Genomic DNA, 21,929 nt, shown 5'->3' on the forward strand with positions numbered 1-21,929 from the left:
GCCCGCCGCGCGGACGGTCCGGCCGGCCCCCTCCGGGGAGGGCGTCCGGACCGTCCACCGCCCGTCGGCGCGAAGGCCTCAGCCCGTCCCGGCGGCCGCGCGGTGGCGCACGACCGAGCCGCCGCGCTGTTTGACGATCTCCAGCTGGGCCTGCACCCGGGTCCGCAGATCGGCGACGTGGCTCACGATGCCGACGCTGCGGTCGCGTTCGCGCAGCGAGTCCAGGACGTCGAGCACCTCGTCCAGCGCCTGGTCGTCCAGGCTGCCGAAGCCCTCGTCGATGAAGAGGGTGTCGAGCCGCATGCCGCCCGCCTCGTCGGTGACCACGTCGGCCAGGCCCAGCGCGAGCGCGAGCGAGGCGAAGAAGGTCTCGCCGCCGGACAGGGTGGAGGTGTCCCGCTCGCTGCCCGTCCAGGCGTCGACCACGTGCAGGCCGAGCCCGGAACGGCCGCGTCCGCTCGCCTTGGCGTCGGAGTGGACCAGGGTGTAGCGGCCGCCCGACATCCGCAGGAGCCGCACCGTCGCGGCGGCGGCGACCTGCTCCAGCCGGGCCGCCAGCACGTACGCCTCCAGCCGCATCTTGCGCTCGTTGTCGGCGGAGGTGCCCGCGGTGAGCCCGGCGAGACGGGCCACCCGGTCGTAGGCCTCGCGCAGCGGGCCCAGGGCGCGCAGTTCCTGCTCGGCCTGCCGGGAGAGCCCGTCGAGGTCCTTGCACCGCACCCGGGCCGCGTCCACGGCGGATCCCGCGGTACGCAGCTTCGCGGCGGCCCGGGCGGCGTACGCCTCGGCCTCCTCCGGCGCGGCCGGGGGCCGGGCCGCCGCGGCGGCGGTGTCGCCCTCGCCGAGGCGGTCGGCCAGCATGGCCTCCTCCGCCTGCCAGGCGTCAGCCCGGCGCTGGAGCGCGGTGCGCTCGTACTCCGGGAGGACGGCGTCGGCCGCTTCCTCCGTGGTGTCGAAGCCGGCCTTGAAGGCGGCGTCGGCCAGCTGGTCGTCGGCCTCCTTCAGCCGGGCCGCGGTGGTTTCGGCCCTCCGCAGCGAGGCTGCGGCGGCGGTGACCATGCGGACCCGGTCCTCGAGCACCCCGGCCCGGGCCGCGACACTGGGCGCGTCCGCCCGTACCAGGGCCAGCTCCGCCTCCAGCGCGGCCTGTTCCCGGTCGAGGCCCTCCCGGCGGGAGGCCCGCGCGCCGGCCCGGACCTCCGCCTCCAGCCGGTCGGAGCTGCGCACGGCGTGCTCCCGCTCGGCGCGGGCGAGCCGCTCGCGGGCGGTGTGCAGTCCGGCGGCCGCGGCGTGGGCCTCGGCGTGGCGGGAGCTCAGCTCGGAGGGGAGGTCCAGCAGTTCGGCGGTGGTGGCCTCGCCCGCGGCGGCAGCGGCCTCGGCGCGGGCCTCCCGGACGGCGGCCAGTCTGCGCTCGACGCCGGCCCTGCGCTCCTCGGCCCCCTCGAAGCGGGCGTGCGCCGCGTCCTCGGCGGCCCGGTCGACGTGGCCGGGTGCGGGGCGGGCGCGGACTTGTTCCCGAAGTTCGGCGGGTGTTTCCTGGAAAGGTTCTGGATCCACAGCAGGCCGACCGCGACCCGGCACACGGTCAGGAGCACACGCGAGAGCCGGGACGAGCCCAGTGGCTCCATGGCCGGGGGCGAAGACCGGATGGTGGGGGCCAGGCCGACCGACCTCCTGTCACGCTCCACGAGCGTGAGGAATCATCTGCCGCATGTCCATCCACCTCCCCCCGCCCCGCCCCGTAAACCGGTCTGCCGAGCCGCGCCCCGGCCCGTACACTGGGGCCCAGCGAGAGGCATGGATGGGGACGAGTAGCGTCGGACGCAGCCAGGAGCGACCCGGGGACGGTGAGAGCCCGGGGGCGAGCGCGATGCGAAGGATCACCCCGGAGCCGCCGGAAGAAAGCCGCAGGGAGCCGCAGGGGCTCCCGCGGACCGTAGAACCGGCTTCGCACCCCAATGAGGGGGCCCTCGGACCACGTGTCCGGAGGCCAAGGAGGGTGGTACCGCGGGAGCAGTCCCTGATCTTCAGGGCGTGGCTCTCGTCCCTCCGGACGGAAGTGACACCCCGCCGGAGGAAGAGTTCAGCCTCATGACCACACCGCCGCAGTACCGCCCGGTACCCGCCCAGGTCGACCTGCCTGCCCTCGAGCACGCCGTCCTCGACTTCTGGCGCGAGAGCAAGACCTTCGCCAAGACCCTGGAGCAGTCCGAGGGCCGCCCCGAGTGGGTCTTCTACGAGGGCCCGCCCACCGCGAACGGCATGCCCGGCGCGCACCACATCGAGGCCCGCGTCTTCAAGGACGTCTTCCCCCGCTTCCGCACCATGCGCGGCTACCACGTGGCCCGCAAGGCCGGCTGGGACTGCCACGGCCTGCCCGTCGAGCTCGCCGTCGAGAAGGAACTGGGCTTCAACGGCAAGAAGGACATCGAGGCGTACGGCATCGCCGAGTTCAACGCCAAGTGCCGCGAGTCCGTGACCCGTCACACCGACGCGTTCACCGAGCTCACGACCCGCATGGGCTACTGGGTCGACCTGGACGACGCGTACCGGACCATGGACCCCGAGTACGTCGAGTCCGTGTGGTGGTCGTTGAAGGAGATCTTCAACAAGGGGCTGCTCACCCAGGACCACCGTGTCGCCCCCTGGTGCCCGCGCTGCGGCACCGGCCTCTCGGACCACGAGCTGGCGCAGGGCTACGAGACGGTCGTCGACCCCTCGGTCTACGTCCGCTTCCCGCTGACCTCCGGCCCCCTCGCGGGCCAGGCGGCACTCCTCGTCTGGACGACCACCCCCTGGACCCTGGTGTCCAACACCGCGGTGGCCGCGCACCCGGACGTCACGTACGTGGTGGCGACGAACGGCACGGAGAAGCTGGTCGTCGCCGAGCCGCTGCTGGCGAAGTCCCTCGGCGAGGGCTGGGAGGCCACCGGCGAGTCCTTCACCGGCAAGGAGATGGAGCGCTGGACGTACGAGCGCCCGTTCTCCCTCGTGGAGTTCCCGGAGCCGGCCCACTACGTCGTGAACGCCGAGTACGTCACGACCGAGGACGGCACGGGTCTGGTCCACCAGTCCCCCGCCTTCGGCGCCGACGACCTCGCGGTCTGCCGCGCGTACGGCCTGCCCGTCGTGAACCCGGTCCGCCCCGACGGCACCTTCGAGGAGGAGGTCCCGCTCGTCGGCGGCGTCTTCTTCAAGAAGGCCGACGAGAAGCTCACCGCCGACCTCGACGCGCGCGGCCTGCTCTTCAAGCACATCGCCTACGAGCACAGCTACCCGCACTGCTGGCGCTGCCACACCGCGCTGCTCTACTACGCGCAGCCGTCCTGGTACGTCCGCACCACCGCCGTCAAGGACGCGATGCTGCGGGAGAACGAGAAGACCAACTGGTTCCCGGACTCCGTCAAGCAGGGCCGCTTCGGCGACTGGCTGAACAACAACATCGACTGGGCGCTCTCCCGCAACCGCTACTGGGGCACCCCGCTGCCGATCTGGCGCTGCGAGGAGAACCACCTCACCTGCGTCGGCTCCCTCACGGAGCTGAGCGAGCTGACGGGCACGGACCAGGCGAGCCTGGACCCGCACCGCCCCTACATCGACGAGGTCACCTTCACCTGCACGCACGAGGGCTGCGCCCTCGAGGCGGTCCGCGTGCCGGAGGTCATCGACGCCTGGTACGACTCGGGTTCGATGCCGTTCGCGCAGTGGGGCTACCCGCACAAGAACAAGGAGATCTTCGAGAAGCGCTACCCGGCGCAGTTCATCTCGGAGGCCATCGACCAGACGCGCGGGTGGTTCTACACGCTGATGGCGGTCGGCACCCTCGTCTTCGACAAGTCCTCCTACGAGAACGTGGTCTGCCTCGGCCACATCCTCGCCGAGGACGGCCGCAAGATGTCCAAGCACCTGGGCAACACCCTCGAGCCGATCCAGCTGATGGACCAGCACGGCGCGGACGCCGTCCGCTGGTTCATGGCGGCCGGCGGCTCCCCGTGGGCGGCGCGGCGCGTCGGCCACGGCACGATCCAGGAGGTCGTGCGCAAGACCCTCCTCACGTACTGGAACACGGTCGCCTTCCAGGCGCTGTACGCCCGTACGTCGAACTGGGCCCCCTCGGCCTCCGACCCGGCGCCCGCGGACCGCACGGTCCTGGACCGCTGGCTCCTCTCGGAGCTCCACGCCCTCACGACCGAGGTCACGGAGGCGATGGAGTCCTATGACACCCAGCGCGCCGGCAAGCTCCTCTCCTCCTTCGTGGACGACCTCTCCAACTGGTACGTCCGCCGCTCGCGCCGCCGCTTCTGGCAGGGCGACGCGGCCGCGCTGCGCACGCTGCACGAGGTCGTGGAGACGGTCACCCGCCTCCTCGCCCCCCTCACCCCCTTCATCACGGAGCGGGTCTGGCAGGACATGATCGTCCCGGTCACCCCGGACGCCCCGGAGTCGGTGCACCTGTCCACGTGGCCGGTCCCGGACACCGCGATGATCGACCCGGAGCTGTCCCGGCAGATGCTGCTGGTACGCCGCCTCGTGGAGCTGGGCCGCGCGACGCGCGCCGAGTCGGGCGTCAAGACCCGCCAGCCGCTGTCCCGCGCACTGGTCGCCGTATCGGGCTTCGAGACCCTCTCCCCCGAGCTGCACTCGCAGATCACGGAGGAGCTGAACGTCTCCTCGCTGGCCTCCCTCTCGGAGGTCGGCGGCTCGCTGGTCCACACCACGGCCAAGGCGAACTTCCGGGCGCTGGGCAAGCGGTTCGGCAAGGGCGTGCAGGACGTGGCCAAGGCCGTGGCCGCGGCGGACGCGGCGGCGCTGTCGCTGGCGCTGCGCTCCGGCGGGGCGACCGTCGAGGTGAACGGTGAGACGGTCACCCTCACCCCGGAGGAGGTCATCATCACGGAGACCCCGCGCGAGGGCTGGTCGGTGGCGTCCGACTCGGGCGCGACGGTCGCGCTGGACCTGGAGATCACTCCGGAGCTGCGGCTCGCGGGCCTGGCGCGTGATGCGATCCGGCTGATCCAGGAGGCCCGGAAGAACTCCGGCCTGGACGTCGCGGACCGGATCGCCCTGCGCTGGTCCTCGCCGGACCCGGAGGTCGTGACGGCCCTGACGGACCACGCGGGCCTCATCGCGGACGAGGTCCTCGCCACGGACTACGCGTCCGGCGACGCGGACGACACGTACGGCGACCCGTTCGAGGACGAGCCCCTCGGCCTGACCTTCCGCCTCCGCAAGGCGTAGCCCAGGCCCCCTGTGGCCCGGCACCCCTCCCGGGGGGCGTCGGGCCACAGCTGTTTCTCTCCCCTCCCCGCCCTTCCACCGTTCCCCGGGCCGGCCCGGACCCGGTCCTCGGGGCTGGATCTATCCAGCCCCGCCGGCGTTTGAGGCGCGGGGTCCGGGGCGGAGCCCCAGGGGGTCCGGGCGCAGCCCGGGGGCCGCGTACCGGCCGGGGTACGAAAACGGGCCGGGCCCGGTGCCCCCGAAGGGGAACCGGGCCCGGCCCGACCGTCTGCCGACGGATACCGCTTAGTTGTCGTCCTCGTCGATCAGGAAGCCCCGCATGGGAGACGGCGCCTGCTGCATCGGCTGCGGAGCGACAGGCCGCACCGGAGCCATCGGCTGCGTCATCGCCGGGGACATCTGCTGCTGGCCGCCACCGTAGGACGGGGCCATCGGCGACGGACCGCCCATCGGCGAGGGGCCGCCCATCGACGGACCGCCCATGGAGTGCATCGCACCGGCCGGGGCCATCGAAGGAGACGGCGACGGAGGCAGCGCGGGACCGGCGGGGTTCCGCGGCGGGGCCAGCGAGTCGTCGGCCTGGGTCTCCAGCTGGCGCAGCTGCGATTCCAGGTAGGACTTCAGACGGGTGCGGTACTCGCGCTCGAAGCCCCGCAGGTCCTCGACCTTGCGCTCCAGCGTGGCGCGGGCGGACTCCAGGGAGCCCATCGCGACGCGGTGCTTCTCCTGCGCGTCCCGCTCCAGCGCGTCGGCCTTGGCACGGGCGTCCCGCTCCAGGCCCTCGGCGCGCGACCGGGCCTCGCCGACGATCTTGTTGGCCTCGGAACGGGCCTCCGCGATCGCCTGGTCGGCGGTCTGCTGCGCGAGCGACAGGACGCGGGCGGCACTGTCGCCACCGGGGCCCTGCTGCGGGAGCTGCTGCGGCTGCTGCTGGTGCATCTGCTGGCCCATGGGCTGCATCTGCTGCCCCATCGGCTGCATCTGCTGGCCCATCTGCTGCTGGCCCATCTGCTGGCCGAGCGGGTTCTGGCCGCCCATGGACTGCTGCTGCATCGGGCCGCCCATGGGGCCGGGGCCCTGCTGGCCCATGCCCTGCTGGCCCATGCCCTGCTGGCCCATCTGCTGGCCCATGCCCTGCTGGCCCATCTGCTGCTGCCCACCCATGGTGTGCTGCTGCATGGGGCCGCCCATCGGGCCCGGACCCTGCTGGCCGTGCCCACCGGGACCGGCCGAAAGCTGGGGCTGGCCACCCGGAAGCTGCGGCGGACCCATCTGGGGCTGCTGCTGCGGGGGGCCGGATATGGCCGCGGGCACGGGGGCGCCGGGGCCGCGCTGGTCCTGGGGTTCCGGCTTGCGCATGCCCTGCTGCTGCTGGTTCTGCGCGGCGGCGCGCGTGGCGGCCGCGAGCTTGGCGCGCAGGTCCTCGTTCTCGCGCAGCAGGCGCGTCAGCTCGGACTCGACCTCGTCGAGGAAGGCATCGACCTCGTCCTCGTCATAGCCTTCTCGGAGGCGGACGGTCGTGAACTGCTTGTTCCGCACGTCCTCGGGGGTCAGCGGCATGTCTTCTTCACCTCTACGTAGTCGTCGGCAGTCGGCAAGACCGTATCGGGACTGTCCCCGCGCCTGCGGGGAAGCACATCGTTCACACGCTTCTCGCAGCGGTGCTCACGAAACTGATGAGGATGTAAACGATGATCATCAGAACGAAGAAGGACAGGTCGAGTGCCACGCCCCCGAGACGCAACGGCGGGATGAGCCGCCGGAGAAGCTTGAGCGGTGGATCGGTGACAGTGTAGGTGGCCTCCAGAACGACCACCATCGCCTTGCCGGGTGTCCATGAACGTGCGAACTGGAACACGTAGTCCATGACCAGTCGGAAGATCAGCACGATGAGGAAGCACATCAGCGCGATGTAGACCACTTGTAGTGCGACACCCATCCCGCGCTTCCCTCTCCCCTGCTCCCGCTCAGTTCCCGGTCCCGTATCTGACGGATCGGTCTAGCTTTGGTTGAAGAACCCGCCCTCCGCGATGCGGGCCTTGTCCTCCGCCGTGACATCGACGTTAGCAGGCGACAGCAGGAACACCTTCTGTGTCACGCGTTCAATGCTGCCGTGCAGGCCGAACACGAGGCCGGCGGCGAAGTCGACCAGACGCTTCGCGTCCGTGTCGTCCATCTCCGTGAGATTCATGATCACCGGAGTGCCCTCACGGAAGTGTTCCCCGATGGTACGGGCCTCGTTGTAGGTCCGGGGGTGGAGTGTCGTGATGCGGTACGGCTCCCGCTCGGAGACGACCTTGGGCATGATCACGGGGGCGTTCTTCTCCAGATTCGAGCGTTCGGGTGTGATGGATGCCACGGGGGCGATTCGCGCAGGACGTCCGTTTTCAACCGGCATTGGGAGGGGTTCCCTTGGCGCCGGAGGCTGTGCAACTCGTACCGGTTCGTCCGATACGGGCGATTGGTGCGAAACGGGCTGCTGTCGGCGGTCCCGCTCGCGCGACCGCTCCGGTTCCGGCTCGGGCTCGAACTCGTCGTCGGGGTCGTACCCCGGGTTGTCGTACCGGTCGTCCTCCACGAGGCCGAGGTAGACCGCCATCTTGCGCATCGCGCCGGCCATTCTCTGAGTCCTCCGCTCTGTGGTGGATCGCCCTGTCGCAGGTGTCTCGCCGTGTCACGAATGTCACCAACTGCCCGCGATCCACGTGGTCCATCCGCTCATCTGCGGAAATGACCATATTTTCTGCTGTGGTCCGACTTTCTTCGCGACGTTACCCGAGCCGGGGTCTCGCGCCGAGTACCGCAGTGCCGACGCGTACATGTGTCGCACCGGCCGCAATGGCCTGTTCCAGGTCCGCGCTCATCCCTGCGGACACCATCGTGGCAGCAGGATGGTCCACGCGCAGGCGGGATGACAATTCCATCAGCCGCTCGAAGGCCGCTTGTTCGCGTCCCGCGTAGCTCCCGGCCAGCGGTGCGACCGTCATCACGCCCTCGATCCGCAGTCCGGGCGCCGCCGCCACGAGGTCCGCCAGCTCCGCGAGCTGCTCCGGCGCGGCGCCGCCGCGGTCCCCCCTCCCGCCCGACTCGGCGTCGAGGGCGATCTGCACCAGGCAGCCCAGTTCGCGCCCGGCGCCCTCCGCCGCCGCCGAGAGCGCCGTGACGAGCTTCGGCCGGTCGACCGACTGCACGAACTGCGCGTATCCCGCCACGGAACGGACTTTGTTCGTCTGCAACTGGCCGACGAAGTGCCAGTCGAGTCCCAGATCCGCGCAGGCCGCCGCCTTGGGGGCCGCGTCCTGGTCCCGATTTTCCGCCACGTGACGGATGCCCAGGTCCGCCAGCAGTCGTACGTCGCTCGCCGGGTAGGTCTTGGTGACCACGATGAGGGTCACCTCTTCCCGCTTGCGCCCGGCGGCGGCGCAGGCGGCGAGGATTCGTTCCTCCACCCGCGCGAGGTTCTCGGCCAGCTCGGCCTTACGGTCCGTCATTCTTCAGTCCAACCAGACATATCCGGCAAGCCGCCCGGTCACCCGGTCGCGGCGGTACGAGAAGTGGTCCCGCGACTCCAGTGTGCAGAACGGGGAGCGGCGCGCGTCGGCCACCCCCGCCTCCGCCAGCTGCGCGTGCACCCCGGCGACCACGTCCACGGCCGGTGTCCCCCAGCTGGTCTCGGCGTACGCGGCCGGAACCACCTCGGCGACGGCCGCCCGCATCTCGGCGGGCACCTCGTAGCAGCGCCCGCACACCGCGGGTCCGGTCCGGGCGACCATGCGCGCGGGGTCGGCCCCCAGCGAGACCATCGCCTCGACGGCGGCGGTCACGACCCCGGCGACCAGCCCGGGCCGCCCTGCGTGCGCGGCCCCCGCGATCTTGGCGACCGGGTCGGCCAGCAGGACGGGCGTGCAGTCGGCGGTGAGGACCGCGAGGGCGAGCCTCCGACGGGTGGTCACCACCGCGTCCACCGGGGGGATCTGCGCGTCGGCGGCCCACGGGCCGTCGACCACCGCCACGTCGCGGCCGTGCACCTGGTTCATCCAGACCACCAGGTCCGGAGCGATACCGAGGGCCTGGGCCGTGGCGGTCCGGTTCGCGCGAACGGCGGCCGGGTCGTCTCCGACCGCGCCGCCGAGATTGAGCTCCTCGTACGGAACGGCGCTCACCCCGCCCCACCGGTCGGTGAAGGCGAAGTGGGCGCCGCTCTCGCTGTGCTGCTCCAGGGTCACTTCAAGAAGTCCGGGACATCCAGTTCCTCGGCCGGGCTGTCCTGGTACGGGCGGGCCGTCGGGACCTGCGGGGCCGGCGCCTCGGCGACCGGGACCGGCTCCGAGCGGACGGGCTCCTCGCGCGGGGTGACCGAGCCGAGTCCGCCGAAGGCCGGACGGACCGGGTCGGCGGCACGGACCGGAGCCGGGGCCGGCTCCTCGCGCTTGGTGGACGCCGCGCCGATGACGTTGTCCCGGCGGGCCGGGGGCTGTCCGCCGTCGAACCCGGCCGCGATCACGGTGACCCGCACCTCGTCGCCGAGCGCGTCGTCGATGACGGCGCCGAAGATGATGTTCGCCTCGGGGTGCGCGGCCTCGCTGACCAGCTGCGCGGCCTCGTTGATCTCGAAGAGACCGAGGTCCGAGCCACCGGAGATGGAGAGCAGCACGCCGCGGGCGCCGTCGATGGACGCCTCCAGCAGCGGCGAGGAGATCGCCATCTCGGCGGCGGCCACCGCGCGGTCGTCGCCGCGGGCCGAGCCGATGCCCATCAGGGCCGAGCCCGCCTCGGACATCACGGACTTGACGTCGGCGAAGTCGAGGTTGATCAGACCCGGGGTGGTGATCAGGTCGGTGATGCCCTGGACGCCGGACAGCAGGACCTGGTCGGCCGACTTGAAGGCGTCGAGCACGCTGACCTGGCGGTCCGAGATGGACAGCAGTCGGTCGTTGGGGATGACGATGAGGGTGTCGACCTGCTCGCGGAGCTGGGCGATGCCGTCCTCGGCCTGGTTCGCGCGGCGCCGGCCCTCGAAGGTGAACGGCCGGGTGACCACACCGATCGTCAGGGCGCCCAGCGAGCGCGCGATGTTGGCGACGACGGGTGCGCCGCCGGTGCCGGTGCCGCCGCCCTCACCGGCGGTGACGAAGACCATGTCGGCCCCCTTGAGGACCTCCTCGATCTCCTCGCGGTGGTCCTCTGCCGCCTTGCGCCCGACATCCGGGTTGGCGCCTGCGCCAAGTCCCCGGGTCAGTTCGCGGCCGACGTCGAGCTTGACGTCGGCGTCGCTCATCAACAGCGCCTGGGCGTCCGTGTTGATGGCGATGAACTCGACGCCCTTGAGACCGACCTCGATCATTCGGTTGATGGCATTGACACCACCGCCGCCGACACCGATGACCTTGATGACTGCGAGGTAGTTCTGCGGTGCTGCCACGTCGAAGGCCTCTCGCCTCGAGTTACGTGTCGTTCGCCTCGCGGGCCTGCGGTGCGACGACTGATGCCGAAATTGGGACGGTTCGTACACGCCGACCCGAACCCTAACCCTGAAGTTTAGGGTTATGAGTGTGTCTGTTCCTTGGACTCTCCGAACAGGACACTAAGTCGACAAGTAGCGCGTGTTCAACGAACACGCCGAACCTCCCGTTTTTCTTTTCACCCTATGTGATCACCCGTATCGCTGGCCAACCAGGGTGCGTCGGTGTTCGACCCGACGTCAACTACCGGACACCGCCGGGGCGGTGGGGACGCTCACGTCGAAGCGGTCAGCCTTGGGCGAGGCCTTCAGGAGCGCCGTCAGGGCTCGGCCCTTCGCCTCACCCTGTTCGCCGCTCCCCCAGACCACCGACCGGCCCCCCGACAGCTCCAACACCACGGAGTCGTAGGACCGGACCTTGACCTGCACGGTCTCCTTGCGGACGGCTTCCGGGAGGTCGCCGGCGACGCCGACGGCCTCGTGCAGCAGCCGCTCCTCGTCGAAGCGGCGGCCGCTCGGAGACTGTCCGGCGTTCAATTCGAGGACCGGAACGCCACCGGGTGCTTTCGCAACCGTGTCGAATCGCACACCGGTTGCGTCCACTTCGACGAACTCGGCGTCCTTTTTGATGAGCAGAACGGGCTTGCGTTCCGTCACCTTCAGCCCGATTCCGTGCGGCCAGGCCCGCACCACGTCGACCGAATCGATACGGGGCAGCCGGCCGCGGAGCCGGGCTTCGATCTCATCGGTGTCCACGGACACCATGGGCGCCCCGACGGGCACGGCCGCCGCCGACAGGACCTGCTCCGGGGTCAGGACCTCGGTGCCGCCCGCGGTGACCTTCTCGACCCGGAGCCAGGAGGACCCGTAGAACACCCAGGTGAGCCCGGCCGCCAGGAGCAGGACCAGGACGAGCCCGGCCACCAGGGCGGGGCCCCGGCGCAGGCCGCGCAGGGCGCGCGGCCCGCCCGGGCCGGATCGCCCGGGCGGCTTGGGAGCCTTGGGGCGGCCCGGAGAGCCGGCCCCCTTGCCCTGGCGGGCGGGCCCCGGACTGCCGCGCTGTGCGGTGCTCGCTCCGGCCACTCCTCGTGCCTCCTGCGTCAGTGCTTCCTGTTGGCGGCGATCGCCTCGTACACCATGGCGACCAGCAGGTCGTCCGCGTCCCGGCGGCCGAACTCCGCGGCCGCTCGGGACATCTCGTAGAGCCGGTGCGGGTCGGCCAGGACCGGGACGATCTGGCCGAGCACCCATTCGGGCGTCAGTTCCGCGTCGTCCACGAGCAGGCCGCCGCCGGCCTTGACCACCGGCTGGGCGTTGAGCCGCTGTTCGCCGTTGCCGATCGGCAGCGGTACGTAGGCGGCGGGCAGCCCGACGGCGGAGAGTTCGGCGACGGTCATCGCCCCCGCGCGGCACAGCATCATGTCGGCGGCGGCGTACGCGAGGTCCATCCGGTCCACGTACGGTACCGGCACGTAGGGCGGCATCCCGGGCATGTTGTCGACACGCGGCAGTTCGTTCTTCGGCCCGACCGCGTGCAGGATCTGGATCCCGGAGCGCTGGAGGGTCGGCGCGACCTGCTCGATCACCTCGTTCAGGCGGCGGGCGCCCTGCGAGCCGCCGGAGACCAGCAGCGTCGGCAGGTTGGGGTCCAGGCCGAAGGCGGCGCGCGCCTCCGGGCGGACCGCGGCCCGGTCCAGGGTGGAGATGGTGCGGCGCAGCGGGATGCCCACGTAGCGGGCGCCGCGCAGCTTGCTGTCGGGGGTGGAGACCGCGACGGCGTGCGCGTACCGGGAGCCGATCTTGTTGGCCAGTCCGGGCCGCGCGTTGGCCTCGTGGACGATGATCGGCACCCCGAGGCGCTTGGCCGCGAGGTAGCCGGGCAGGGCCACGTAGCCGCCGAAGCCGACGACGCAGTCGGCCTTGGTGCGGATGAGGATCTCCTCCGCGGCCTTGATGGTGCCGCGCAGCCGTCCGGGGACGGTGATCAGCTCGGGCGTGGGCCTACGGGGCAGCGGGACGGCCGGGATCAGTCCCAGCTCGTAGCCGCGCTCCGGCACCAGGCGGGTTTCGAGTCCGCGTTCCGTGCCCAGGGCGGTGATGCCCACGGAAGGGTCCTGCCTGCGCAGGGCGTCCGCGAGGGCGAGCGCCGGCTCGATGTGTCCGGCGGTCCCCCCACCGGCTAGTACGACATGCACCGAAATTCACCGCTCTCCGGACGGACGCTTCTTGACGCGCCGTCTCATCGACTTCCATCTCTGCCCGGTCCGCTGCCTGCCGTTCTTCGGCTTGCGCATCGCGAGTGCCGCGCGTGCCGCCGGTTCCTCACGCGCGAACGCGATGAGCAGTCCGACCGCGAACATGGTCGGCAGCAGGGCCGACCCCCCGTAGGAGAACAGCGGGAGCGGGACCCCGGCGATCGGCAGCAGACCGAGCACCGCACCGATGTTGATCACGGCTTGCGCCGTGATCCAGGTGGTCACGCCTCCCGCGGCAAACCGTACGAAGGGGTCCTCCGTGCGTCCGGCCACGCGGATACCCGCATAGCCTAGGGCCGCGAACAGGGCGAGCACCGACAGAGTCCCCGCCAGACCCAGTTCCTCGCCGGTGATGGCGAAGATGAAGTCGGTGTGGGCCTCTGGCAGTTGCCCCCATTTTTCCACACTGGCACCCAGACCGGAACCGAACCATCCGCCGGAGGCGAGGGCGTAGATTCCGTGGACCGCCTGCCAGCACAGGTCGTTCTTGCCCGGCTCGGTCGCGCCGATGCACTCGAGCCGGTCCATGCGGTGCGGGCTGGTCTTGATGAGCAGCACGACGAGCACGCCCGCGAAGGCCAGCACCGCCGCGAACATCCGCGTGGGCGCCCCGGCCAGCCACAACAGGCCGAACAGGACGGCCCCGAGGATCATCGCGGTGCCCATGTCCCCGCCCAGCATGATGAGCCCGAGCAGCAGGAAGGTGACCGGGACCAGCGGCACCAGCAGGTGCTTCCACTGGCTCAGCAGGTCCTTCTCGCCCTTGCGCGCGAGCAGGTCGGCGCCCCAGAGGATGAGGGCGAGTTTGCCGAACTCACTGGGCTGGAGCATGAACGGACCGCCAAGGGAGATCCAATTCTGGTTGCCGTTGACCGATACGCCTATCCCCGGGACCTGGACCAGGACCATGAGGAAGAGGGTGCCGGCGAGCACGGGGTAGGACAGCGCCCGGTGCAGTTTGACGGGCATCCGGGAGGCGATCAGCAGCAGTCCGGTGCCGATCAGGGCGGCGAGGAACTGCTTCTTGAAGAAGTACGCGTCGCCCAGGCCGAGCTGGAGGGCCTTGATCATCGAGGCCGAGTAGACCATCACCAGGCCGAGCACGGTGATGAGCAGCGAGCTGCCGAAGATCAGGTAGTACGCGGTGAGCGGCCGGTCCCAGGCCCTGCGCAACTGCCGCTGCGTACGCCGCAGGCCGGCCAGCGGCCCGCCCGCGGCGGACCGTCCCGCGCGCGCGGCGGGGCGCGGCCGGCCCGGTGTCCGGTCGGCCTTGGGTGCTCTGGCGCCCTTGGCGGGCTTGTCGGCTGACGGCCGCCGCCCCGGCAGCATCTGCTTGGCCGGCATCTGTGATCTTCCCCTCCACTCGTACGAGGCGAGCGGCCGGTCGGCCCGAGGGAACCCGCCCTGGAGCGGGCCGGCCCTAGGCCTTCTCGGCGGCCAGTTCGCGCACCGCGTCGGCGAACGCGTCGCCACGCTCGTTGTAGTTCGCGAACATGTCCATCGAGGCGCAGGCCGGTGCCAGCAGTACCGTGTCGCCGGTTTCCGCGAGCCGGGCCGCTTCCCGGACCGCCGCGAGCATCGCCCCAGTGTCGGTCTGCCCGAGGTCCACGACCGGGACCTGCGGGGCGTGTCGCGCCAGCGCCTCGGCGATCAGCGCCCGGTCGGCGCCGATCAGCACGACGGCGCGCAGCCGCTTCGCCGACTTCCGCACGAGCTCGTCGAATGTGGCGCCCTTGGCGAGGCCGCCGGCGATCCAGACGACCGGCTCGAAGGCGGCCAGGGAGGCTTCGGCGGCGTGGGTGTTGGTGGCCTTGGAGTCGTCGATGTAGGTGACCCCGGCGACCTCGGCCACGTGGCTGACCCGGTGCGCGTCGGGCCGGAAGGCCCGCAGTCCGTCACGGACGGCGCGCGGGGTCACTCCGAAGGCGCGGGCCAGGGCCGCGGCCGCGAGGGCGTTGGCGATGTTGTGGGGGGCCGGCGGGTTGACGTCCGCGACCTCGGCGAGCTCCTGGGCGTTCTTCTGCCGGTTCTCGACGAAGGCTCGGTCGACGAGGATCCCGTCGACGACGCCGAGCATGGAGGGGCCGGGGGCTCCGAGGGTGAAGCCGATGGCGCGGCAGCCCTCTTCGACGTCGGCCTCCATGACCAGGTTCTCGGTGGCCTTGTTGTCGGCGGCGTCCGCGTTGTAGACGCAGGCCACCGAGTTGCCCTCGTAGATGCGGCCCTTGTCGGCGGCGTAGGCGTCCATCGAGCCGTGCCAGTCGAGGTGGTCCGGGGCCAGGTTCAGGACGGCCGCGGAGTGGACGCGCAGCGAGGGCGCCCAGTGCAGTTGGTAGCTGGAGAGTTCGACGGCGAGGACGTCGTACCTCTCCTCGCCGGTGACCACGTCGATGATCGGGGTGCCGATGTTGCCGACGGCGGCGGTCTTGAGGCCGGCGGCCCGCAGGATCGACGCGAGCATCTGGGTCGTGGTGGTCTTGCCGTTGGTCCCGGTGATCGCGAGCCACGGCGCGGCGTTCTCGCCGCGCAGCCGCCAGGCGATCTCCACGTCTCCGACGACGTCCACGCCGGCCGCCGCGGCAGCCGCGAAGAGCGGGCTGCCGGGCTTCCAGCCGGGCGAGGTGACCACGAGGTCGGTGCCCTCGGGGAGGGTCTCCGCGTCCGCCAGGCGTACGGAGATCCCGGCCGCCCGGAGTTCGGCGGCCCGGGCCCGGTGGCCCTCGCCGTCGCCGCCGTCGACCACGGTGACGACGGCGCCGAGGCCGGCCAGGGCGCGGGCGGCGCTGACGCCGCTCACGCCGAGACCGGCGACGGTGATGTTCTTGCCGTGCCAGGACGTCACTTGTCGGCTGCCCATCCCGCGTAGAAGAGTCCGAGGCCCACGATCACGCACATGCCCTGGATGATCCAGAACCTGACCACGACAAGGACTTCGGACCACCCCTTCAGTTCGAAGTGGTGCTGCAGTGGCGCCATCCGGAAGACGCGCTTGCCGGTCATCTTGAAGGAGCCGACCTGGATGACGACCGACATGGTGATCAGGACGAAGAGGCCGCCGAGGAGCGCCATCAGGAACTCCGTGCGGGAGCAGATCGCCAGGCCGGCGAGCGCTCCGCCGAGGGCCAGCGAACCGGTGTCGCCCATGAAGATCTTGGCGGGCGAGGTGTTCCACCACAGGAAGCCGAAGCAGGCGCCCATCAGGGCGGAGGCGACGACCGCGAGGTCCAGTGGGTCCCGTACCTCGAAACAGGCGGCCGGGTTGGTCAGGGTCTGCGCGTTGGCGCAGGACTCCTGGTACTGCCAGACGCCGATGAAGGTGTAGGCGCCGAAGACCATCACGGCGGCGCCGGTGGCCAGGCCGTCCAGACCGTCGGTCAGGTTCACGCCGTTGGACATCGCCAGGATCATGAACAGCGCCCAGACGACGAACAGCACCGGGCCGATCGACCAGCCGAAGTCCGTGACGAACGACAGCTTGGTGGAGGCCGGGGCGAGCCCGCGCGCGTCCTTGAACTGCAGCGCGAGCACCGCGAAGGCGATGCCGACGATCAGCTGGCCGGCCATCTTGGCCTTGGCCCGCAGACCGAGCGAACGCTGCTTGACGATCTTGATGTAGTCGTCGAGGAAGCCGACCACTCCCATGCCCGCCATCAGCATGAGGACCAGCAGGCCCGAGAAGGTGGGCTGGCTTCCGGTGATCACCTTGGTGAGGGCGTACGCGATCAGCGTGGCCAGGATGAAGGAGATGCCGCCCATGGTGGGCGTGCCCTTCTTCCCGGCGTGGCCGCGCGGACCGTCGTCGCGGATGAACTGGCCGTAGCCCTTGCGGGCCAGACCCTTGATCAGCAGCGGGGTGCCGATGAGCGTGAGGAAGAGTCCGATGACTCCGGAGAACAGGATCTGCCTCATCGGCCGGCGACCTCGCCCTCGCGCTCCAGCAACGCCAGCGCGACCCGCTCCAGACCAATGGACCTGGAAGCCTTCACCAGCACGACGTCTCCCGGGCGCAGTTCACTGCGCAACAGGTCGACCGCCGCCTGCGCGTCGGACACGAGCACCGACTCCTCACCCCACGAACCCTCGTTATATGCGCCCAGTTGCAGCCAGGACGCTTCCCTGCCCCCGACTGCTACGAGCTTGCTCACGTTGAGCCGGACGGCAAGCCGTCCCACCGCGTCGTGCTCGGCCAGCGACGCGTCACCCAACTCGGCCATGGGGCCGAGCACCGCCCACGTACGTCCCCCGTTGGCCCTGGCGCTGCCGCCCATCGCGGCAAGCGCGCGCAGGGCGGCCCGCATGGACTCGGGATTCGCGTTGTAGGCGTCGTTGACGATCGTCACGCCGTCCGCCCGCTCGGTGACCTCCATCCGCCACCGGGACAGGGTGCCCGCCCCGGAGAGCGCGGTGGCGATCTCTTCGACGGACATGCCCAGTACGTGGGCGACGGCGGCCGCGGCGAGCGCGTTCGACACGTGGTGCTCACCGTACAGCCGCAAGGTCACTTCGCCGCACCCGGTGGGTGTGTGGAGTGTGAAGGAGGGCTGTCCCGCCGGTGTCATCCGCACCTCGGTGGCCCGTACGTCGGCGTCCTCGGCCTCCCCGAACAGGACCGTGCGGGCCTTGGTGCGCGCGGACATCGGGCGGACCAGGGGGTCGTCGGCGTTCAGCACGGCGATCCCGCCGTCGGCCGCCGCCGGCAGGGCTTCCACCAGCTCGCCCTTGGCCTGGGCGATCTGTTCCCGGCCGCCGAACTCGCCGATGTGGGCGGTGCCGACGTTCAGGACGAGGCCGATGCGCGGGGGCGTCAGGCCGGTGAGGTAGTCGATGTGGCCGATCCCGCGGGCACCCATCTCCAGCACCAGGTGCCGGGTGTCCTCGGCGGCCTTGAGCGCGGTGAGCGGCAGGCCGATCTCGTTGTTGAGGGAGCCGGGCGTCCACACCGTGGGCGCGTGGGTCTGGAGCACCTGGGCGATGAGGTCCTTGGTGGACGTCTTCCCGGCGGAGCCGGTCAGGGCCACCACGTCGGTGCCCAGGCGTTCGACGACGGCCCGGGCGAGGGCGCCGAGCGCCTTCTCGACGTCGGGGACGACGATCGCCGGGACGCCGACGGGGCGGGCCGCGAGCACGGCCGCGGCGCCGGCGGCGACCGCGCGCTCGGCGTAGTCGTGGCCGTCGACCTGCTCGCCGGCGAACGCGGCGAACAGGCTGCCGGGCTCCACCTGGCGGGAGTCGATGACGACCGGCCCGGTGATGCGGACGGACGGATCCGGTATGTCGTGGGGCCGCCCGCCGGTGATGTCGGCGATCTCGGCGAGGGAAAGGGCGATCACTACTGGTTCACCTCGGCCTGTCGGGGACTTTGACGCGCTTGGGTCTCGATGGCCGCGCGCAGGACCGCACGGTCGTCGAAGGGGCGTACGACGCCCGCGATGTCCTGGCCCTGCTCGTGGCCCTTGCCGGCCACCAGCACGGTGTCGCCGGCCTCGGCGCGCGCGACGGCGGCGGCGATGGCCGCCGCCCGGTCGGGGTCGACGAGGACGGCGCCCCGCTCGGCGGGGGGCACGGACACGGCGCCCCGGAGCATCGCGGCGAGGATCGTGAGGGGGTCCTCGGAGCGCGGGTTGTCGGAGGTCAGTACGGCGGTGTCGGCGTACCGGGCGGCCGCGGCGCCCATCGGGGCCCGCTTGGTCGTGTCGCGGTCGCCGCCGCAGCCGAGCACGATGTGCAGCTTGCCGGTGGTGACCTCGCGCAGGGCCCGCAGGACCGATTCGACGGCGTCCGTCTTGTGCGCGTAGTCGACGACGGCCAGGTACGGCTGCCCCGCGTCGACCCGCTCCAGGCGGCCGGGGACTCCGGGGACCGCGGCGACGCCGTCGGCGGCGCTCTGCGGGTCGAGGCCGGCGGCGGCGAGGGTGACGATCGCGGCGACGGTGTTGGCCACGTTGAACGGGCCGGGCAGCGGGGCGGTGGCCCGTACCCGCTCGCCCTGCGGACCCACCAGGGTCAGCGTGGAGTCCATGTGGCCCGATACGACGTCCTCGGCGCGCCAGTCGGCGGCCGGGTCGCCGGCGGCGGAGAAGGTGACGACCGGGATCGGCGACTCCTTGGCGAGGCGCCGGCCGTACGCGTCGTCCACGTTGACCACGCCGAGGCGGGCGCGGCGCTCGGTGAAGAGCTGCGCCTTGGCCTGGAAGTAGTCCTCCATGTCCGAGTGGAACTCCATGTGCTCCGGGCTCAGGTTGTTGAAGACGGCGACGTCGAAGACGCATCCGTCGACCCGGCCGAGCACCAGGGCGTGGCTGGAGACCTCCATGGCGACGGCCTCGACGCCGCGTTCGCGCATGACCGCGAAGAGCGCCTGCAGGTCGGTGGCCTCGGGGGTGGTGCGCTCGGACTTGATGCGCTCGTCCCCGATGCGCGTCTCGACGGTGCCGATGAGCCCCGTCGTACGTCCGACCCCGCGCAGGCCGCCTTCGACGAGGTACGCCGTGGTGGTCTTGCCGGAGGTGCCGGTGATGCCGATCCGGAGCAGGGCCTCGCCCGGCCGCCCGTAGATCGTGGCGGCCAGCTCGCCCATCCGGCCGCGCGGGTCGGCGACGGCGAGGACCGGGAGCCCGGTGGCCGCGGCGCGCTCGGCGCCGGCCGGGTCGGTCAGCACCGCCGCGGCGCCCAGGGCGGCCGCCTGCGCGGCGAAGTCCGCGCCGTGCATCCGGGCGCCCGGCAGGGCCGCGTACAGGTCTCCGGGGCGCACGGCACGGGAGTCGTGCGTGATGCCGGTGATCCGCGTCAGAGGACCGTGGGCGCCAGGGGCTCCGACTCCCAGCAGGTCCGCCAGCTCGCCGAGGGGGATCGGGTGGACGGACAGGGGGCGTGGCGCTCCCGGCGGCGCTGCCGGGGCGTCGTTCTGGGTGGTTCTGGGCTGATCAGCGTGGGGCACGGCGGTGAGCGTACCGGGCCCGGCGGGCCGCCCGCGAAGCGAGGGCCCGGCCTCGGTGGCGGCCGCCGTCTGGTTCCCGGGTCCGGGAGTGATCGTTGTCACTTATGGTGCCTCACGCGTTTCTGGGCGGGCCGCCGGGCGGACGGGTCACTGGCCGGGCTGCGGGCTCGGCTGGGTGCCGGGCTGCGCGCCGGGTTCGTAGGTGACCGGGAGTCCGGCGGGAGCGGTTCCTGTGGGGGCGACCTGGAGGGTCTTGAGGGCGAACTCCATGACCTTCTTGTAGATGGGTCCGCAGATCTGGCCACCGAAGTAACTGCCCTTGGTGGGGTTCTGGATGGCGCAGTAGACCGTGATGCGGGGGTTGTCCGCGGGCGCGAAGCCGGCGAAGGAGGCGGTGTAGCCCTTGTAGCGGCCGGTGGTCGGATCCACCCGGTTGGAGGTGCCGGTCTTGCCGCCGACGCGGTAGCCGGGGATCCGGGCCTTGGTGCCGGTCCCCTCCTGGTCGTCGACGACCGACTCCAGCATCTCCGCGAGGGTCTTGGCGGTCTCCGGGCTGACCACGCGGTGCTGCGCGGGCGCCGGGGCCGGGGTGAACCGGCCGTCGGGGCCCTTGGTGCCGCGCACCAGCGTGGGCGTGATCCGGACGCCGCCGTTGGCGATGGTCGAGTACACGGACGCGGCCTGCATGGCGTTGAGGGACAGGCCCTGGCCGAAGGGGATCGTGTACTGCTGGGAGGTCGACCAGGCCTCGGGCTTGGCGAGGATGCCGCGGGACTCGCCCGGGTAGTTCAGGCCGGTGGGCTGGCCGATGCCGAACTTGCCCAGGTAGGAGTACAGGACCTTGTTGGACTCGGCCTGCGTCGGACCGAGCTGGCCGGTGGCCAGGATCGTGCCGATGTTGGAGGACTTGGCGAGGACCCCGTTGAGGGTCAGGTACCAGGTCGGGTGGTCGATGTCGTCCTTGAAGAGGCGGTCCCCGCGGTGCAGCCGGTTGGGCACCTCGACGTGGGTGTCGGGGCCGGCCTTCTTCTCCTCCAGCACGGCGGCCATCGACATCACCTTGGCGGTGGAGCCGGGCTCGTAGACGTCCTGGAGGGCCGCGTTGCCCATGGCGGCGGAACTGGCCTTGGACAGGTCGTTGGGGTCGAAGCCGGGGGCGTTGGCCATCGCGAGGACCTCGCCGGTGCGGGTGTCCTGGACGATGACGTAGCCGCGGTCGGCCTCCGACTTGGCGACCTGCTCGGTGATGGCGCTCTGCGCGGCCCACTGGATGTCGCGGTCGATGGTCAGTTCGATGTCCTGGCCGGGCACGGCGGGCTTCTCGCTGGAACCGGCGGTCGGCACGCGGCGGCCGCCGGACTGGGCGTAGGTGAGCTCGCCGTCCTTGCCCGCCAGCTTCTTGTCGAGGGAGGATTCCAGGCCGCCGCCCCCCTTGCCCTCGGCGTTGACGTAACCCAGTATCCCGGCGGCGAGGTCGCCGTTGGGGTACACGCGCTTGCTGCTGTTCTCGTTGAACACGCCCGCGATGACGTTGGCCCCGGGGCCGTTGTTCTTCTTGTCGGCGCTCGCCTTCTCGGCGAAGACCTTCTTGAGGTCCTTGATCTGGTTCCAGACCTGCGGGGTCTGGCGGCGGGCGAGGACGACGTAGCGGGTGTTCTTCGTCTTGAGGCGCTCGGTGAGCTCCTTGGCGTCCTTGCCGATGATCGGCGCGAGGAGGGCGGCCGCCTGCTCGGGGGCGTCCGGGGCCTTGCTCTCCTGCGGGGTGAACATGTGCGGGTCGGCCGTGATGTCGTACGCGTCCACGCTGGTGGCGAGCGCCACGCCCTTGCGGTCGGTGATCTCCCCGCGCTCGGCGGCCAGGGTGTAGCTGGCGAAACGGTTCTCGGAGGCCTTGGCGGAGTACGCGGACGCGTCGACGGCCTGGACCTGCAGGAGCCGTACGACGAACGCGAGCATGACGAGCGTCAGCCCGACGCTGACCAGCCGCAGCCGGGGCTTGGGCGCGCCGAGCCGGATGGCTGTCTCTTTATACCCATCT

15 protein-coding genes and 1 pseudogene are annotated in these 21,929 nt (G+C 71.4%); 1 reads left to right on the top strand and 15 read right to left on the bottom strand.

The annotated features are described in order from the left end of the window. Positions 1–78: 78 nt before the first annotated feature. Positions 79–1,488 (bottom strand): annotated as a pseudogene (locus DRB96_RS23745) (SbcC/MukB-like Walker B domain-containing protein); the annotation flags it as partial. A gap of 603 nt (positions 1,489–2,091) precedes the next feature. On the opposite strand from DRB96_RS23745, the gene ileS reads away from it, so the two are divergent. Continuing rightward, the gene (ileS, locus tag DRB96_RS23755; protein WP_112450283.1) at positions 2,092–5,238 is read left to right on the top strand and encodes an isoleucine--tRNA ligase; all 3,147 of its coding nucleotides are present in this window, start codon (positions 2,092–2,094) and stop codon (positions 5,236–5,238) included. 285 nt (positions 5,239–5,523) lie between these two features. On the opposite strand, the gene DRB96_RS23760 is transcribed toward ileS, so the two are convergent. The 14 genes from DRB96_RS23760 to DRB96_RS23830 all read right to left on the bottom strand — a co-directional run. After that, positions 5,524–6,798, bottom strand: a complete 1,275-nt coding sequence (locus tag DRB96_RS23760; protein ID WP_112450284.1) for a DivIVA domain-containing protein — start codon at positions 6,796–6,798, stop codon at positions 5,524–5,526. 82 nt (positions 6,799–6,880) lie between these two features. After that, complete coding sequence (locus tag DRB96_RS23765; RefSeq protein WP_112450285.1) at positions 6,881–7,177, bottom strand: YggT family protein; 297 nt, start codon at positions 7,175–7,177, stop codon at positions 6,881–6,883. Between the two features lie 60 nt (positions 7,178–7,237). Continuing rightward, complete coding sequence (sepF, locus tag DRB96_RS23770; RefSeq protein WP_112450286.1) at positions 7,238–7,858, bottom strand: cell division protein SepF; 621 nt, start codon at positions 7,856–7,858, stop codon at positions 7,238–7,240. A 151-nt stretch (positions 7,859–8,009) separates the two neighbouring features. Then, positions 8,010–8,729 (bottom strand): YggS family pyridoxal phosphate-dependent enzyme, encoded by a 720-nt coding sequence (locus DRB96_RS23775; RefSeq protein ID WP_112450287.1) that lies wholly within the window; start codon positions 8,727–8,729, stop codon positions 8,010–8,012. A 3-nt stretch (positions 8,730–8,732) separates the two neighbouring features. Beyond that, positions 8,733–9,464, bottom strand: coding sequence for a peptidoglycan editing factor PgeF (pgeF, locus tag DRB96_RS23780; protein WP_112450288.1), 732 nt, complete (start codon positions 9,462–9,464; stop codon positions 8,733–8,735). Then, entirely contained in the window at positions 9,461–10,660 is a 1,200-nt protein-coding gene (ftsZ, locus tag DRB96_RS23785; protein WP_112450289.1) for a cell division protein FtsZ, read from the bottom strand. Before ftsZ ends, pgeF begins: the two co-directional genes overlap by 4 nt. Before the next feature lie 279 nt (positions 10,661–10,939). Next, positions 10,940–11,644, bottom strand: a complete 705-nt coding sequence (locus DRB96_RS23795) for an FtsQ-type POTRA domain-containing protein (protein ID WP_112453665.1) — start codon at positions 11,642–11,644, stop codon at positions 10,940–10,942. Between the two features lie 155 nt (positions 11,645–11,799). After that, the gene (gene murG, locus DRB96_RS23800; RefSeq protein ID WP_112450290.1) at positions 11,800–12,894 is read right to left on the bottom strand and encodes an undecaprenyldiphospho-muramoylpentapeptide beta-N-acetylglucosaminyltransferase; all 1,095 of its coding nucleotides are present in this window, start codon (positions 12,892–12,894) and stop codon (positions 11,800–11,802) included. A 6-nt stretch (positions 12,895–12,900) separates the two neighbouring features. Continuing rightward, positions 12,901–14,298, bottom strand: coding sequence for a putative lipid II flippase FtsW (gene ftsW / locus DRB96_RS23805; protein WP_112450291.1), 1,398 nt, complete (start codon positions 14,296–14,298; stop codon positions 12,901–12,903). Positions 14,299–14,374: 76 nt separating this feature from the next. Further along, positions 14,375–15,811: a UDP-N-acetylmuramoyl-L-alanine--D-glutamate ligase gene (gene murD, locus DRB96_RS23810; protein WP_112450292.1), complete on the bottom strand. Its 1,437-nt coding sequence runs from the start codon at positions 15,809–15,811 to the stop codon at positions 14,375–14,377. After that, on the bottom strand, positions 15,793–16,863 hold the full coding sequence (gene mraY / locus DRB96_RS23815) for a phospho-N-acetylmuramoyl-pentapeptide-transferase (RefSeq protein WP_112450293.1): 1,071 nt from the start codon (positions 16,861–16,863) through the stop codon (positions 15,793–15,795). Before mraY ends, murD begins: the two co-directional genes overlap by 19 nt. Beyond that, entirely contained in the window at positions 16,860–18,284 is a 1,425-nt protein-coding gene (gene murF / locus DRB96_RS23820) for a UDP-N-acetylmuramoyl-tripeptide--D-alanyl-D-alanine ligase (RefSeq protein WP_112450294.1), read from the bottom strand. The genes mraY and murF overlap by 4 nt, the downstream gene beginning before the upstream one ends. Beyond that, entirely contained in the window at positions 18,284–19,993 is a 1,710-nt protein-coding gene (locus DRB96_RS23825) for a UDP-N-acetylmuramoyl-L-alanyl-D-glutamate--2,6-diaminopimelate ligase (protein ID WP_112450295.1), read from the bottom strand. Before DRB96_RS23825 ends, murF begins: the two co-directional genes overlap by 1 nt. 45 nt (positions 19,994–20,038) lie before the next feature. Further along, positions 20,039–21,929, bottom strand: a 1,891-nt coding sequence (locus DRB96_RS23830) for a penicillin-binding protein 2 (RefSeq protein WP_162689087.1), incomplete at its 5' end; no start/stop codon positions are given.

Source organism: Streptomyces sp. ICC1 (assembly GCF_003287935.1).
Classification (GTDB): Bacteria; Actinomycetota; Actinomycetes; order Streptomycetales; family Streptomycetaceae; genus Streptomyces; species Streptomyces tritrimontium.